The sequence below is a fragment of the Thiococcus pfennigii genome, from assembly GCF_016583835.1.
GTDB classification, from domain to species: Bacteria; Pseudomonadota; Gammaproteobacteria; order Chromatiales; family Chromatiaceae; genus Thiococcus; species Thiococcus pfennigii.
The window spans coordinates 36,121-50,784 of the sequence record NZ_NRRW01000013.1 but is presented as its reverse complement, the minus strand read 5'-3'; the positions used below and the strand labels follow the sequence as shown (position 1 = coordinate 50,784).

The window sequence follows — 14,664 nt, the reverse complement described above, 5'->3', positions numbered from 1 at the left end:
CGAGCGCCATGCGGCGCGGCGAGCCGGGCGAAGACCCTGGAGATGACCAAGATGTCCCTGCCCTATCAAGAGATCGCCGACGGGATCTATTGCATCGACACCGGCCTCTATCGCCACGGCCTGGCCGCCTGCTATCTGGTGCGCGAGGCCGACCGCCTGGCCTTCGTCGACACGGGCACGGCCCGCTCGGTCCCGACCCTGCTGGCCGTCATCGCCGAGCTGGGCCTGACCCCGGCGCACGTCGACTATGTGATCCCGACCCACGTGCATCTCGACCACGCCGGCGGCAGCGGGTCGCTGATGGCCGCCTGCCCGCGGGCGCGCCTGATCGTCCACCCGAAGGGCGCCCCGCACCTCATCGACCCGAGCAAGCTGACGGCCGGGGCGATCGAGGTCTATGGCGAGGAGGGCTTCGCCCGCGACTTCGAGCGCCTGGTGCCGGTCCTGGCCGAGCGCACGACGCTCGCCGAGGACGGGCTGACGCTCGACCTCGCCGGGCGCAAGCTGGTCTTCATCGACACCCCGGGCCATGCGAACCACCATGGCTGCATCTTCGATGAGAAGACCCGCGGCTTCTTCACCGGCGACACCTTCGGCATCTCTTACCGCGAGCTCGACACCGACCGCGGGCCGTTCCTGTACGCGCCGACGACCCCGGTCGCCTTCGACCCGGACCTCTGGCTCGCGAGCCTGGACCGGCTCATGTCCTTCGACCCGCAGGCGATGTACCTGACCCACTACGGTCGCGTCGACCGCCCGGCCGAGCTCGTCGACGGGCTGCGCCAGAGCGTCCGCGACATGGCCGCCCTGGCCCTGGCCGAAGAGGGGCGGGCCGATGCCGAGCGGGAGGCGCGCCTCGCCCGCGCCGTCGGCGCCTACCTGATCGAGCGCGCGCAGGCCCACGGCACCGCCCTCGACGAGGCCGAGCTCGAGCGGCTGTTCAGCGTCGATCGGCAGCTCAACTCCCAGGGGCTCGAGGTCTGGCTACGCCGGCGGGCCAAGCGCGCCGCCCAGGCCTGACACTCGACCCGCCATCCGGTCCTCGAGAAGGATCCCCAGCAGGACAGCGTCTATGAGTCCATCCGCTACCCGCAGACCCAAACCCTGGTACGGCCGCCGCGGCGAGGTCCTGGTCGTCATCCAGTTCGCGCTGATGTTCGGCTTCATCCTGACGCCGACCTGGAGCCCGCTGACCACGCCCGAGCAGCTCGCCGCTTGGGCGCCCCTGCGCTGGGCGGTCCTGGTGCCGACCTGGCTCGTCGCCCTGGCCTTCGGTGCCCTGGGGTCGTTGCACATCCGCGAGTACCTGACGCCGCTGCCCTATCCGGTCAATCACAACCGGCTCGTCCAGCACGGCGTCTATGCCCTCGTGCGCCACCCCCTCTACAGCAGCCAGCTCTTCGCCGCCCTCGGCTGGGTCGCCTTCACGGCGAGCCTCCCGCACCTGGCGATCCTGATCGTCGGCTTCGTCTTCTTCGACTACAAGGCGGGTCGCGAGGAGCGCTGGCTGACCGAGCGTCACCCCGAGTACGCCGACTACGCGCGTCGGGTCCGCAAGTTCGTCCCCTGGGTCTACTGAGCGACGGCGCGCGGGCTGGCGCGGGGCCGTATGCCTGAGCTGCCCGAGGTCGAGACGACCCGGCGCGGCCTGTGCCCCTATGTCGATGGGGCGCGGATCGCGCAGTTGGTCGTGCGCGAGCGGCGTCTGCGCTACCCGATCCCGGTCGCGACCGACGCGAGCGTTGCCGGGCAGCGCATCCGGCAGCTGCGCCGGCGCGCCAAGTACCTGATCTTCGAGTTGGAGCGGGGCGCCCTGCTGCTGCACCTGGGGATGTCGGGCAGCTTGCGGATCGTCCCGGCCGACGCGCCGCCCGGCCCGCACGACCACCTGGACCTGTGTCTCGAGGGCGGGCTGGCGGTGCGGCTGCGCGATCCGCGTCGCTTCGGCGCGCTCTTGTGGACCGCCGAGCCGCCCGAGACCCATCCGCTGCTCCGCGACCTGGGGCCCGAGCCGCTCGACCCCGGCTTCGACGGGGCCCATCTGCATCGGCTGGCCCAGGGCCGGCGCCTCGCCGTCAAGCCCTTCATCATGGACGCCCACCATGTCGTCGGGGTCGGCAACATCTACGCGAACGAGTCCCTCCACCTGGCCGGGATCCACCCAGGGCGCGCCAGCGGGCGGATCGGACTGGCGCGCTACGAGCGGTTGGCCGAGGCGATCCGCGCGGTCCTGACCGACGCGATCGCCCAGGGCGGCACCAGCCTGCGCGACTTCGTCCAGGAGGACGGCCGGCCCGGCTACTTCCGGGTGTCGCTGCACGTCTATGGCCGCGGCGGCGAGCCCTGTCCGGGCTGCGGGACAACGCTGCGCGAGGAGCGGATCGGCCAGCGCACGAGCGTCTACTGCCCCCGCTGCCAGCGCTGAGCCGGGCCGCCGACGGCTGACCGAGAGCCGCCGTGCCTGCTTGGCCAGTCTGATTCGCCGCGTGGGTCGACGAGGTGCTCGGCATGCCCCGCGAGCAGCGCCGCCCGGGGCTGGACGTACAGGCGATCGACTTCGTAGCTGAGGACGTCGCCGCCTTCGCCCGCGTCCACGGCGCCGAACCCGTGCGGGTGCTGGGCCTGCCGGAGGTTGTCGCCCGACCGGACGCGGTCTATTGGGACCGTGATCACAGCACGCTGGTCTATACGCGCGCGGCCGAGGACGGGCGGGTGATCTTCGTCCCCGTGGCGCCGGGGCGCGCGGCGAAGAAGCGCGGGCGGTTCAATGCGCTGGTCAATGCCTACAAGATCACGCCCGAGCGCCTGGCGAATCGCGGCCGATTTCGGCCGTTTGATCGGGGTGCGCCGTGACGGGCGGCCGGCTGTCCGCCATCACTTCCCCGACTTGGGGCTCGGTCGCTGGCTCGCCGTCTGATTTCCAGCGGTCGCCACGGCGCGCGCATCAATATAGCGATGGGGCCGACTGATGCCTAGCATCGACGTCCAGGCCGATATCGGCGCCGCCCGCGACGGGCTGCGCCGGCTGAGTGAGGTCGTCGGCGATCTGCGCCCGACGATGCACGCCATCGCCGAGGTGCTGGCCGACATTCCGGAGCGGGCGTTCCGCGACGAGCAGGACCCCGTCGCCGGCGAGCCCTCGGAGGCGCTGAGCAAGACCACCGCCGGTCGGAATCTGCCGCAAGCGCGCGGCCTGGCCTTCCCCTGCCACACCGCGCTGCGTCGGCCTCGAGGGGATGCCGATGACACCGCCTCTACTCGCCACGAGAGCAATCTATAAAAACGCTTTTACTACAAAATATATCGATTGACGGATGCAATCCGGGCGCGTAAGGTCGCCGTCATGGCTTTTGTCGTAAAGGCATTTTCGTACCATGAATCTCGGCGAGCTGGCTGAAGTGCAGATGGGCTATCCCTTCCGGTCGCGTGTCGAGCACGATCCGCAAGGGGATGTCGCGGTGATCCAGATGCGAGACATCGACGACGCGAACCGGCTGCACGCAGAGGAGGCGATCCGGGTGGCCCTGCCCAAGGGCAAGTCGCATCACCTGCTACGCCCAGGGGATCTGTTGTTCCGCTCGCGTGGTGGCCGCAATGGCGCGGCACATGTGCAAGAAGGCATCGAGGCGGCCGTGCTCGCGGCGCCGATGCTGCTGATACGGCCCCACTCCGTGCTGCCCGCGTACCTGTGCTGGTACATCAACGCGCCAGTCACCCAGGCGCGACTGGCGGCGCTGGCCGAAGGCACCTCGGTGCGGATGATCAGCGCCGAGGCACTGAGGGCGCTGGAGGTTCCGCTGCCGCCACCGGCCATGCAGCAGCGCATCGTGCAGATCGCCGCCCTGGCCGAACAGGAACAGGCGCTGGTGGCCCGGATCGCCAGCCTGCGCCAGCGCCTGACCTCCCACCGTCTGATGCAGCTTGCCCATCCATCCCCAGTCCACCTATCCCTAGAAAAGGCCGCCCGATGACCGACCAACTCACCCAGCAGGACGTCAACAACACCGCCTGGGCCGCCTGCGACACCTTCCGTGGCGTCATCGATCCGGCGCAGTACAAGGACTACATCCTGGTGATGCTGTTCCTCAAGTACATCAGCGACCTGTGGGCCGACCACTACGCCGAGTACAAGAAGGAGTACGGCGACAACGAGGAGCGCATCCGCCGTCGGCTGGCGCGCGAGCGCTTCATCCTGCCCTACGTCGAGTTCAGGGACGAGAAGACCGGTGAGGTCACGGACCGCTTCCTGGCCGACTTCCACGCGCTGCACGAGCGGCGCAAGGCGGCCAACCTCGGTGAACTGATCAACATCGTCCTCGACCACATCGAAGAGGCCAACAAGGCCAAGCTCGAAGGCGTGTTCCGCAACATCGACTTCAACTCCGAGGCCAACCTCGGCAAGACCCGCGACCGCAACCGTCGCCTGGAAAACCTGCTGGGCGACTTCGCCAAGCTCGACCTGCGTCCGTCGCGCATCGAAGAGGACCTGATCGGCAACACCTATATCTACCTGATCGAACGCTTCGCCTCGGACGCCGGCAAGAAGGCCGGCGAGTTCTACACGCCCAAGCAGGTGTCCAAGCTATTGGCGCAACTCGCCGCGCCCAGGCCCGGCGACCGCATCTGCGACCCCACCTGTGGCTCCGGCGGCCTGCTGATCGAGGCCGCCGCACTGGTCGAGGCACAAGGCAGCCCCGGCAATCCGAACAAGGACTTCGCCCTGTTCGGCCAGGAGGTCAACGGCAGCACCTGGGCGCTCGCGCGCATGAACATGTTCCTGCACGGCCAGGACGGCGCCCGCATCGAATGGGGCGATACCCTCAACAGTCCGGCGCTCGTCGAGACCGACCGCCTGATGCGCTTCGACGTGGTCGTCGCCAACCCGCCCTTCAGCCTCGACAAATGGGGCGCCGCCGAGGCCCAGGCCGACCGCTACAACCGCTTCTGGCGCGGCCTGCCGCCCAAGTCCAAGGGCGACTACGCCTTCATCACCCACATGATCGAGACCGCGCTGCCGCAGGCGGGCCGCGTCGCCGTGGTCGTGCCCCACGGCGTGCTGTTCCGAGGCGGCGCCGAGGGCCGCATCCGCCGCGCCCTGATCGAGGAGAACCTGCTCGATGCCGTCATCGGCCTGCCGGGCAACCTCTTCCCTACCACCTCGATCCCGGTCGCCATCCTGGTCTTCGATCGCGCCCGCGAGAAGGGCGGCGCCCGTGACGTCTGCCGGGACGTCCTCTTCATCGACGCCAGCCGCGACTACCAGTCCGGCAAGAACCAGAACGCCCTGCTCGACCATCACATGGCCCGCATCCTGGAAACCTTCCGCGCCCGCCAGCCGGTCGACAAATATGCCCAGGTCGCCAGCCTCCAGGAGATCGCCGACAACGACTTCAACCTCAGCATCCCGCGCTACGTGGATACCTTCGAGGAAGAGGAAGAGATCGACGTCGCCGCCGTCGAGCGGGAGATCCAGCGCCTGGAAGGCGAGCTGGCCGAGGTACGGGCGCGGATGAAGCAATACCTGAAGGAGTTGGGCGTATGAGCGGCGGCGAACTGATCCTCTACACCTTGGATGACGGCAGCGCCGCCATCCAGCTGCGCGCCGAGGGGGGCACGGTGTGGCTCACCCAGCTCGAAATGGCCACCCTGTTCGACACCTCCAAACAGAACATCAGCCTGCATATCAAGAACATCCTGGCCGAGGGCGAACTATCACTGGCAGTCGTCAAGGAATACTTGACAACTGCCAGTGACGGGAAGAAATACAAAACAAAGACTTACAGCCTGGACATGATCCTGGCCGTCGGCTACCGGGTGCGCTCCCCGCGCGGTACCCAGTTCCGGCAGTGGGCCACCACCCACCTGCGGGAATACCTGGTCAAGGGTTTCGTGCTGGACGACGCCCGCCTCAAGGAGCCCGGCGGCTGGGACTACTTCGACGAGCTGCTGGCGCGCATCCGCGACATCCGCGCGTCGGAGAAGCGTTTCTACCAGAAGATCCGCGACATCTACGCCACCGCCGTGGACTACGACAGCCGGTCCGAGGCCGCCCAGCTCTTCTTCAAGAAGGTGCAGAACAAGATGCTCTGGGCCGTCACCGGCCACACCGCGCCCGAGCTTATCGCCGAACGCGCCAACCCCCGGTTGCCGAACATGGGAGTCATGACCTGGAAGGGCGACAGGGTGCGCAAGCAGGATGTCACCATCGCCAAGAACTACCTGAACCAAAAGGAGATCGAGGAACTCGACCGCATCGTTGTCATGTACCTCGACTACGCCGAGGATCAGGCCAGGCGCCGCAAGACGATGACCATGCGAGACTGGGAGGACAAGCTCGACGCCTTCCTGCGATTCAACGAACGCGAGGTGCTGACGCACGCCGGCCGGCTGCGCGCCGACGTCGCGGAGAAGCTGGCGCTAGAACGCTACGAGAGCTTCGACGCCGCCCGGCGCGAGGCGGCACGGCTGGCGGCGGATGCGGAGGATATGGCGGCGCTGGAGAAGGCCGAACGGCAACTGGAGGGTAAAGGGCGGGGGAAGAAGAAATGAAGCGCAATAAGTGCGACATCGTGCCGCTCGGCGCACTTCTTGAGGACACACCTCGCAACGGATATTCACCCGTCTGTCCGGAGTTACCAACCGGGAAGTGGGTGCTCGGCCTGTCAGCTCTTGATGGCCGTGGCCTTGACTTGTCAGAACCGAAACCTGCACCCGCAAACGACCCGCTCGTCGACAAATTTATGCTGCGACCTGGCGATTTTCTAATCAGTCGTTCGAACACCTTCGAAAAGGTTGGCCGCGTCGGAGTCTTTCGCGGGGGGCTCGAGAACTGCTCATACCCCGACTTGATGATGAGGTTTCGTCCGGATTCCAGCAAAGTGCACCCGCTCTACTTGGAGACTTATCTCAAGTGCGATGCGGCGATCAAGTTCATTCGGCAGCATGCCACCGGCACAAGTGGCAGCATGAAAAAGATCAACCAAGCAACGGTTGAATCCATCCCTGTAGTTGTCCCTTCGCTGGAAAGACAGAAAAAGATCGCCGAACTGCTTCTGGATTGGTTCGGTGCCATCCAGAAGACCGAGCAACTGATCGCGGCAAAGGAGCGGCACTACAGCCACGAACTGTCGCGCCTGATCAGCCGGGGCCAGCACCCACACGGTCATATCGGCACTTTCACCGAGGAAGTTTCTGCCCGCTATCGGGGTAGCGCATGGCGCACGGCGGCGCTGTCGGACATTGCCACGATCTGGAAAGGCCAGCAGCTCAACAAGGACTCCATGGTCGAGGATGGTGCCTACTATGCCCTCAACGGCGGCATCAAGCCTTCCGGCCGTACGACGGAATGGAACTGCGAGGCGGACACGATCACGATCAGCGAAGGGGGCAATTCCTGTGGGTTCGTGTCCTATAACAGCGAGCCCTTCTGGTGCGGCGGTCACTGCTACGCCCTCAAGAAACTGGCGAAGGGTGTGGACGCTCATTACCTGTTTCACTACCTGAAGGGCAGGCAGGCTCGCGTCATGGCCCTGCGCGTCGGCTCTGGACTGCCGAACATCCAGAAATCGGACATCGAAGCCTTCCCGGTCGTGCTGCCCGATCTCGCCACCCAAACCGCCATCGCCAGCTACCTCAACGCCCTGCGCGAGGAGATCGACCTGCTTGGCCAGTCCGTCGCGGCGCTCAAGACCCAAAAGCGCGGCCTGATGCAGAAGCTGCTCACCGGCCAGTGGCGGCTACCCGTATCGCCGCCCCAGCCAGAGCAAGGCAACCCTTGAGGAGAGAGACGGATGCCTATCCCTATCGTTTTCGAACAGGGCGCACAATGGGTCCGTGCGGACTTCCATTTGCACACCCGCGCCGATCGCGAGTTCAAGTACGCCGGCGACGACGAATTCTACAACAGCAACTATCTGGAGGCGCTGGAGAGGGCAGGTATCCGGCTGGGCGTGATCGCCAACCACAACAAGTTCGAACTCGATGAGTTCAAGGCGCTGCGCAAGACAGCCCGAAAGAAAGGCATTGCGCTGCTGCCGGGTGTCGAACTGTCGGTCGATGACGGTGAGAATGGCATCCACACGCTAGTCGTGTTTTCCGATGACTGGTTGGCGGAGGGGCATGACCATATCAATCCATTTTTAAGCGTTGCTTTTGCGGGGAAGATTCCCGCGCACTACGAGCAGGAGAACGGGCGCTCATCGCTTTCGCTTCTGGGAACCATCGAGAAGCTGGAAATTTACCACCGCGACTTTTTCCTCGTTTTTGCCCATGTCGAAGCTCCCAGCGGACTTTGGTCCGAGCTGGGCGGCGGGCGGCTTGCCGAGCTAGGCCAAAACGAGTTTTTCCGGCGCCGTACTCTTGGCTTCCAGAAAGTTCGCACCTATAACAAGCTGCAAGAGAGGGACAAACCCTGCCGGACTAAAGTTAAGCAGCATCTCAATGACTGGTACCCCGCCGAACTAGAAGGCAGCGACCCCAAGTGCATCGATGAAATCGGTCGAGGCAGGACCAGCTACCTGAAGCTGGGCGAGTTGTCCTTCCAAGCGGTCAAGTTCGCCTTGAGCGATCCCGCTGCGCGGGTCGCCGTAGAACCGCCCAAGCATCAGGCATCGCACATTCGCAGCATCCACTTCGACGGCGGCATCCTCGACGGGCAGACGCTGCATTTCTCTCCCGAACTCAACACGCTGATTGGCATCCGTGGCAGCGGCAAGTCGTCGATCCTGGAGGCAGTGCGCTACGCCCTGGACATTCCCAGGGGCGAGAAGGCACAGGACACCAAGTACAAGGATGAGTTGATCCGCCATACCCTCGGCAGCGGTGGCAAGGTGACGCTGACGGCCTGCGATCTGTACGGGCAGGAGTTCACCATCTCTCGCATCTATAGAGAAGCGCCGAACGTCTACTTGGGCGGCAAGTTGCAGCCCGGCCTGTCGATCCGGGAAACCCTGGTGCGCCGCCCGATCTACTTCGGACAGAAAGACCTCTCCAGCACCGGCGAAGGCTTCGAGACGGACCTGGTGGAAAAGCTGGTGGGCGAGAAGCTCCGCGTTCTGCGCGACGAAATCGAAGTCCAGCGCCAGCACGTGCGCGAAGCCGCTCAGCGCTGGCTCAAACTCGCCAATACCGGCGAACTCGAGCGCGACTACGCGGCCCAACTCACCGATGCCAACTTCCGGTTGAAGAAGTTCGAGGAGTACGGTGTCGCCGACAAGCTCCAGAAGCGCCTTGGCTTTCAGCAGGATGCCGCTGCGCTCGCACGCATGAAGGAGCGGGCAGACAGCTTCATCTCCGCCCTGGGGCAATTGATCGCTGAGCACGAGGACGAACTGCGTAACGCCACGAGCTACGTATCCAAGCAGAACCCGGACTTCTTCACGGCCTACTACGCCGAGTTTTTCGATCTCGTCGCCAAGGTAGAGCAACTCAAGCGCATCGAGCAGGATGCTCGCGCCATTACGGACCGTCTCCACACCAAACAGGGAGAGTTTGAAGGTGCGCGCACCAGCCTTCAGGAGGAGTTCGCCCAAGTCGAGCGGCAACTGGCTCAGGAACTCAGGCAAACCGGCATGACCGCCATCCAGCCAGACGACTTCCTGGCCCAGCAACAGCGTAAAACCAAGGCAGAGCAGATGCTGGCGGCGCTGGCCAAGCAGGAGTCACAGCAAACCGGCATCCACGATGCCCTGCTTGCCGAGATCGACAAACTCAACGCGCTTTGGCTGCGCGAATTCAACACCATCAAGGCCGAGTTGCATCGCGTGAACGCCGGCCACACCGCCCTGCAGATCGAAGCTGACTTCAAGGGCGACAAGGAGGCGGCCATCGGCCTCATGCAGCAGCTCTTCAAGGGCAGCAACATCCGCGAGACCACCCTGCGCGCGGTCATGGAGGATTACGCCGACTTCGGCGGGCTGTTGCGCGCCCTGCCGGGGGCGTTGGCCAAGGCCGGCAGTACCCCCGAGGTCTTCGAGAAGACCTTCATGCAGAATCTGGTCGAGCTCGTCACCTGGCAGGTGCCCAACCGTTTCGTCATCCGCTATCGCGGCAAGGAGCTGAAACATCACTCGCTCGGGCAGCGGGCTTCGGCGCTGCTGCTGTACGTGCTCAGCCAACGCCAGAACGACGTGATCATCATCGACCAGCCGGAAGACGATCTGGACAACCAGACCATCTACGACGATGTGATCAAGCTGCTGCGCGAGATGAAACCGCACGCCCAATTCATCTTCGCCACCCACAACGCCAATTTCCCGGTGCTGGGTGATGCGGAGCAGGTGCACGCCTGCCAGTACCAGGACGAGAAGGTCGCCGTGCAAAGCGGCAGCATCGACGCCCGCCCGGTGCAGGACGCCATCATCGATATCATGGAAGGAGGCCAGGAGGCGTTCAACCGACGCAAAGAGGTTTACAACCTATGGAAACCACAGAGCTGATCGACCTGCTCAGCCGGGGCGAGGACAGCCGCCATCAGTTCAAGGCGAACTTGACCAATGCGGATGCGTTGGCGGCCGAGATCGTCGCCTTCAGCAACACCGCTGGCGGGAAGATTTTCATTGGCGTGCAGAACGATGGCTCGGTGCTTGGCCTGTCCGGCGCAGATATCGACCGCTTGAACCAGCTCATTTCCAACAGTGCATCTCACAACGTGCGCCCCGCTGTGAATCCACTCACGGAGAACGTGCCGCACCCGAATGGCACTGTGATGGTGGTCTCCATTCCGGAAGGCGTCAGCAGGCCCTACATGGACAAGAACGGCGTCATCTGGGTGAAAAACGGCTCGGACAAGCGCCGCGCCACCTCACGTGAAGAAATCCAGCGCCTGTTCCAGCAGGCGGGTTTGGTGCATGCCGACAAAACGCCGGTGGCGGGCTTGGGCGTGGGTGATCTGGACATGCCCTATTTCGAAGCCTTCTTCGAACAGCAATTCGGCGAGCCGCTCGCCCAGCAAAATCTGCCACTGCCGCAGTTGCTGAGCAACATGAACCTGATGAACCAGGGGCAGCTCAATCTGGCGGGCAGCCTGCTGTTCGCCAAGGCGCCGCAGTACGCCCTGCCTGCCTTCATCGTCAAGGCCGTCGCCTTTGTCGGCACCCGGATCGAGGACGAACGCTACATCGACAGTCGCGACCTTACCGGCAAGCTGGCCGATGTGTTCCAGCAGACGCTGGGCTTCATCGTCGCCAACACCCGTGCCACGCAAGGCGAGCAGGGCTTCAACTCCCAAGGCCAGCCCGAGATTCCGCGCATCGTCTGGGAAGAGCTGGTCGCCAACGCCCTCATCCACCGCGACTACTTCATCAGCGCCCCGGTGCGCGTGCTGGTGTTTGCGGATCGCGTCGAGATCGTCAGCCCCGGCCACCTGCCCAACAACCTGACCATCGAGAACATCAAGGCCGGCAACTCCAATATGCGCAATCCCATCCTTGCTTCGTTTGCCGCCAAGCTTCTGCCTTATCGCGGACTGGGTAGCGGTCTGCTGCGCGCCCTGCGTGCCTGGCCGCACATCGATCTGATCGACGACCGCGTGGGGAATCTATTCAAGGCCAACGTCATGCGCGCAGTCGAACGGACGAACAGGCAGAGCAGGCCATAAAAGATGACCTCGCCAGCTATCCGGACAGCGGCCCGAAAGGGCCCCTTGGGCACTTGTCGCCGGCGAGGAACCTTTGAGGCGAGAGTGTCGCGTATGAACAGTCCCGACGGACATGCCGGCGAGCGCCGCTTCCGCTTCGACGAAATATGCCTCTGCCGGATCACGACGATCCGGATGCCGGGCGAACCGGGTTTCCGGTGCCCCGGCTCCGCGGACGGCTTGGATGCGCGGGATAGCGGCGTCGGCACGGCCCCATGGCAAAGGCGGTTCGCCCTCCGGAGGCGGCCGGTCACGCAAGGAGACGAGATACATGTCTGAGCTCGACACCCTCCTGACACGGATCGACGCATTGAAGATCCGCCTCGATGCCGCCCGCCCGCTGACCAGCGCACAATTGCAACAGGCGCTGGATATCGAATACACCTTTGAGAGCAACCGCATCGAGGGCAATACGCTGACCCTGCGCGAGACCGATCTGGTGGTCAACAAGGGCCTCACGATTGGCGGTAAGCCCCTGCGCGAGCATCTCGAGGCGATCAACCACTACGAGGCCATCCTGCATATCCGCGAGCTGGCGGACCAAGGCGCCGCGCTCGATGAGCGCGAGGTGCGCAACCTCCATGCGCTGGTGCTGCGCGGGATCGACCGCGACAACGCCGGGCGCTACCGCAACCTGCCCGTGATGATTGCGGGCAGCCGCCACCTGCCGCCGCAGCCTTGGGCCGTGCCCAAGCTGATGGAGGACTATGGGTTGTGGCTCACGGACCAATCCTTGCGCCTGCACCCGGTGGTGCGCGCCGCCGAGGCCCACCAGCGGCTGGTGACGATCCATCCCTTCATCGACGGCAATGGCCGCACGGCGCGGCTGGTCATGAACCTGATCCTGCTGGCCAATGGCTATGCCATCGCCAACATCCCTGGCGATACCGACAGCCGCCGCGCCTACTACGACGCCCTCGAAAGGGCCAACCTGGAGGGCGACAAGACCGACTTCATCACCCTGATCGCCGGTCACGTCCACCACGCCATCCAAACCCTGCTGGAACGTCTGGGGGCGGCCTGATGGACGGCTTCCACTTGGACGAAAAATACCTGCCCCAAGTCCCGGCCCCGCTGGTCTTGGCGAGCCTTGGCTATCAGGTCCTGCCGCCCCCGGGGACCGCCCCGAACCCCCATCGGCGTCGGCCGATCCAGGGACGGTTCACCGGGCGGTCGCGGCAGCCGGTGCGAAGAGCGACTGAAGAGGGTCTTGCCGCATGTTGACCAGTATCACGCTGAACGACTTCAAGAGTTACCGGCAGGCGCGATTGCCGTTGGCACCGCTGACGGTGTTGATCGGTGCCAATGCCTCGGGCAAGAGCAATGCTATCGAAGGCATGCGCCTGCTTTCCTGGCTGGCCCAAGGCCAGAAGCTTTCGGCAATCCAGTATGTGGTGCAGAGTGGCGATCGGGTCGTTCGAGGTACCGTCGAGCACTTGGCCTATGAGCGCGGCTTATCCTTCGGTCTGGGCGCGGAGACGGGCGCCGCCGAGTGGAACCGCTTGAGTATGACGTTCGAGCGTCGAGTGGACGGCCTGCATGTCACGGGTGAAACACTCACCCATGACGGGGCCAATGTGCCCCTCTACGCGCTGGATCAGCCGTCGAAGGATCGCGGCACCGATGTGGGGGTGGCATACAACAACTTTGCGCGCGGGGGGCGTAAACCGCATGTGACCTGTAGCGACCAGACGGCGATCTTCACTCAGTTGACCAGTCCGGCCACGTTCGATGCCGGTCACGCCGAATCGCGCAAGCGGATTCCCCCTGTCGCCAGGCAATTCGAGCGGTGGCTCGCCGGCATGCTCTTTCTCGACCCTGTGCCGGCCCGGATGCGCGAGTACGCATTCCCTTCGGATGCCAACCTTCAGGGCGACGGCCGCAATCTCTCGGCGGTGCTGTTCAACCTATGGGGAAGGGACGAACAAGCGGGCGAAAAGCCGTATGTATCGCAGCGCGTGGCGATTCTCAGCTTCATCCAGAGCCTGCCGGAACAGGACATCGCCAGTATCTCGTTTCTCGAAGAGCCGCGCGGCGGCGTGATGGTCAAACTGACCGAGACCTTCGGCGGCCATACCCGCGACTACGACGCCTCGTTGCTTTCGGATGGAACGCTTCGCGTGCTTTCCATCGCTGCTGCCATGCTTTCGGCGCCTGAAGACAGCCTCGTCGTGATCGAGGAAATTGACAACGGCGTGCATCCAAGCCGCGCACGGCGCCTTCTAGAGAACATTCGAGAGATCGCCGAGCGGCGCCGCTTGCGCGTGTTGTTGTCGACCCATAACCCGGCACTGCTCGACGCCCTGCCCGATTCCGCTTTGCCTGATGTCGTGTTCTGCTACCGCGAGCCGCAAGACGGAACGAGCCGGCTGCTGCGTTTGCAGGATGCGCCGGACTACCCGGAGCTGATTGCGCAGGATTCACTCGGCGGGCTGGTGACGAGTGGCGCACTTGAGCGCTTCGTCAAGCAGCGTCGCACCGGTGACCGGCAGGCACGAGCGCTTGCCTGGCTGGAGAATCTGAAGCAGGGAGGCGGGTAATGAGTGCGATCCTGTTGCTTGATACCTCCGTCTATCTCAATGTGTTGGACATTCCGACGCTCAACCAGGACAGGGACTCCATCCTTGAGGAATTCGCCGCCTGCATAGAGCAGAACGACCACTTCCTGCTGCCCTTGGCGACGGTCTGGGAAACTGGCAATCATATCGCGGACCTGGGCGACGGTCAGACGCGGCGCAGCTACGCGCGGCGATTGGTCGAGGATGTCGCCAAGGCATTCAATGGCGAGGTGCCTTACCGCGCGACGCACTTTCCTGAACGTGAAGAGTTCTTGGATTGGCTTGGCGCGTTTCCCGACATGGCCATGCGCAGCAAATCGGCAAAGAAGTTCCGCGAGGGGGTGAGCCTGGCCGACCTCTCCATCATCAAGGAGTGGGAACGGAACTGCCGGCTGCATCCGATGAGCCGAGTACGGGTCTGGTCTCTGGACAGCGATCTGTCCTGCTACGACCGCCAGGCGTAGGGGAATC

General features: G+C 64.4%; 14 protein-coding genes. All 14 read left to right on the top strand.

Annotation, left to right across the window (positions count from 1 at the left end; genetic code table 11):
- The first annotated feature begins 51 nt into the window (after window positions 1–51).
- The 14 genes from CKO41_RS06535 (at window position 52) to CKO41_RS06470 (ending at window position 14,657) form a co-directional block, all read left to right on the top strand.
- Window positions 52–1,020 (top strand): MBL fold metallo-hydrolase, encoded by a 969-nt coding sequence (locus tag CKO41_RS06535; RefSeq protein ID WP_200381627.1) that lies wholly within the window; start codon window positions 52–54, stop codon window positions 1,018–1,020.
- A 52-nt stretch (window positions 1,021–1,072) separates the two neighbouring features.
- Complete coding sequence (locus CKO41_RS06530) at window positions 1,073–1,579, top strand: methyltransferase family protein (protein WP_200250345.1); 507 nt, start codon at window positions 1,073–1,075, stop codon at window positions 1,577–1,579.
- Between the two features lie 30 nt (window positions 1,580–1,609).
- Window positions 1,610–2,425 carry a bifunctional DNA-formamidopyrimidine glycosylase/DNA-(apurinic or apyrimidinic site) lyase gene (gene mutM / locus CKO41_RS06525; RefSeq protein ID WP_200381615.1) on the top strand — a complete coding sequence of 272 codons (816 nt, stop codon included), beginning with the start codon at window positions 1,610–1,612 and terminating at the stop codon, window positions 2,423–2,425.
- A gap of 83 nt (window positions 2,426–2,508) precedes the next feature.
- On the top strand, window positions 2,509–2,853 hold the full coding sequence (locus CKO41_RS06520; RefSeq protein WP_200381614.1) for a hypothetical protein: 345 nt from the start codon (window positions 2,509–2,511) through the stop codon (window positions 2,851–2,853).
- 115 nt (window positions 2,854–2,968) lie between these two features.
- Window positions 2,969–3,280, top strand: a complete 312-nt coding sequence (locus CKO41_RS06515; protein WP_200381613.1) for a phage virion morphogenesis family protein — start codon at window positions 2,969–2,971, stop codon at window positions 3,278–3,280.
- Window positions 3,281–3,374: 94 nt separating this feature from the next.
- Entirely contained in the window at window positions 3,375–3,971 is a 597-nt protein-coding gene (locus CKO41_RS06510) for a restriction endonuclease subunit S (protein WP_200381612.1), read from the top strand.
- Window positions 3,968–5,542, top strand: coding sequence for a type I restriction-modification system subunit M (locus CKO41_RS06505; protein WP_200381611.1), 1,575 nt, complete (start codon window positions 3,968–3,970; stop codon window positions 5,540–5,542). The genes CKO41_RS06510 and CKO41_RS06505 overlap by 4 nt, the downstream gene beginning before the upstream one ends.
- A complete protein-coding gene (locus CKO41_RS06500; protein ID WP_200381610.1) occupies window positions 5,539–6,549 on the top strand; it encodes a virulence RhuM family protein in 1,011 nt (336 codons plus the stop codon). The genes CKO41_RS06505 and CKO41_RS06500 overlap by 4 nt, the downstream gene beginning before the upstream one ends.
- On the top strand, window positions 6,546–7,778 hold the full coding sequence (locus tag CKO41_RS06495) for a restriction endonuclease subunit S (RefSeq protein ID WP_200381609.1): 1,233 nt from the start codon (window positions 6,546–6,548) through the stop codon (window positions 7,776–7,778). The genes CKO41_RS06500 and CKO41_RS06495 overlap by 4 nt, the downstream gene beginning before the upstream one ends.
- A gap of 12 nt (window positions 7,779–7,790) precedes the next feature.
- On the top strand, window positions 7,791–10,436 hold the full coding sequence (locus CKO41_RS06490) for a TrlF family AAA-like ATPase (RefSeq protein ID WP_200381608.1): 2,646 nt from the start codon (window positions 7,791–7,793) through the stop codon (window positions 10,434–10,436).
- Window positions 10,418–11,596, top strand: a complete 1,179-nt coding sequence (locus CKO41_RS06485) for an RNA/DNA-binding domain-containing protein (RefSeq protein ID WP_200381607.1) — start codon at window positions 10,418–10,420, stop codon at window positions 11,594–11,596. Before CKO41_RS06490 ends, CKO41_RS06485 begins: the two co-directional genes overlap by 19 nt.
- 310 nt (window positions 11,597–11,906) lie before the next feature.
- On the top strand, window positions 11,907–12,659 hold the full coding sequence (locus CKO41_RS06480) for a Fic family protein (RefSeq protein ID WP_200381606.1): 753 nt from the start codon (window positions 11,907–11,909) through the stop codon (window positions 12,657–12,659).
- A 193-nt stretch (window positions 12,660–12,852) separates the two neighbouring features.
- Window positions 12,853–14,175 (top strand): AAA family ATPase, encoded by a 1,323-nt coding sequence (locus tag CKO41_RS06475; RefSeq protein ID WP_200250327.1) that lies wholly within the window; start codon window positions 12,853–12,855, stop codon window positions 14,173–14,175.
- Window positions 14,175–14,657 (top strand): hypothetical protein, encoded by a 483-nt coding sequence (locus tag CKO41_RS06470; protein ID WP_200250326.1) that lies wholly within the window; start codon window positions 14,175–14,177, stop codon window positions 14,655–14,657. Before CKO41_RS06475 ends, CKO41_RS06470 begins: the two co-directional genes overlap by 1 nt.
- The last annotated feature ends 7 nt before the right edge of the window (window positions 14,658–14,664 follow it).

Excerpts from the sequence above, each read along its gene's own strand:
- CKO41_RS06485 (WP_200381607.1), top strand. The coding sequence starts at position 10,418 with ATGGAAACCACAGAGCTGATCGACCTGCTCAGCCGGGGCGAGGACAGC.
- CKO41_RS06530 (WP_200250345.1), top strand. The coding sequence starts at position 1,073 with ATGAGTCCATCCGCTACCCGCAGACCCAAACCCTGGTACGGCCGCCGC.
- CKO41_RS06520 (WP_200381614.1), top strand. The coding sequence starts at position 2,509 with ATGCCCCGCGAGCAGCGCCGCCCGGGGCTGGACGTACAGGCGATCGAC.
- CKO41_RS06515 (WP_200381613.1), top strand. The coding sequence starts at position 2,969 with ATGCCTAGCATCGACGTCCAGGCCGATATCGGCGCCGCCCGCGACGGG.
- CKO41_RS06495 (WP_200381609.1), top strand. The coding sequence starts at position 6,546 with ATGAAGCGCAATAAGTGCGACATCGTGCCGCTCGGCGCACTTCTTGAG.
- CKO41_RS06490 (WP_200381608.1), top strand. The coding sequence starts at position 7,791 with ATGCCTATCCCTATCGTTTTCGAACAGGGCGCACAATGGGTCCGTGCG.
- CKO41_RS06470 (WP_200250326.1), top strand. The coding sequence starts at position 14,175 with ATGAGTGCGATCCTGTTGCTTGATACCTCCGTCTATCTCAATGTGTTG.
- CKO41_RS06480 (WP_200381606.1), top strand. The coding sequence starts at position 11,907 with ATGTCTGAGCTCGACACCCTCCTGACACGGATCGACGCATTGAAGATC.
- mutM (WP_200381615.1), top strand. The coding sequence starts at position 1,610 with ATGCCTGAGCTGCCCGAGGTCGAGACGACCCGGCGCGGCCTGTGCCCC.
- CKO41_RS06475 (WP_200250327.1), top strand. The coding sequence starts at position 12,853 with ATGTTGACCAGTATCACGCTGAACGACTTCAAGAGTTACCGGCAGGCG.
- CKO41_RS06500 (WP_200381610.1), top strand. The coding sequence starts at position 5,539 with ATGAGCGGCGGCGAACTGATCCTCTACACCTTGGATGACGGCAGCGCC.
- CKO41_RS06510 (WP_200381612.1), top strand. The coding sequence starts at position 3,375 with ATGAATCTCGGCGAGCTGGCTGAAGTGCAGATGGGCTATCCCTTCCGG.
- CKO41_RS06505 (WP_200381611.1), top strand. The coding sequence starts at position 3,968 with ATGACCGACCAACTCACCCAGCAGGACGTCAACAACACCGCCTGGGCC.
- CKO41_RS06535 (WP_200381627.1), top strand. The coding sequence starts at position 52 with ATGTCCCTGCCCTATCAAGAGATCGCCGACGGGATCTATTGCATCGAC.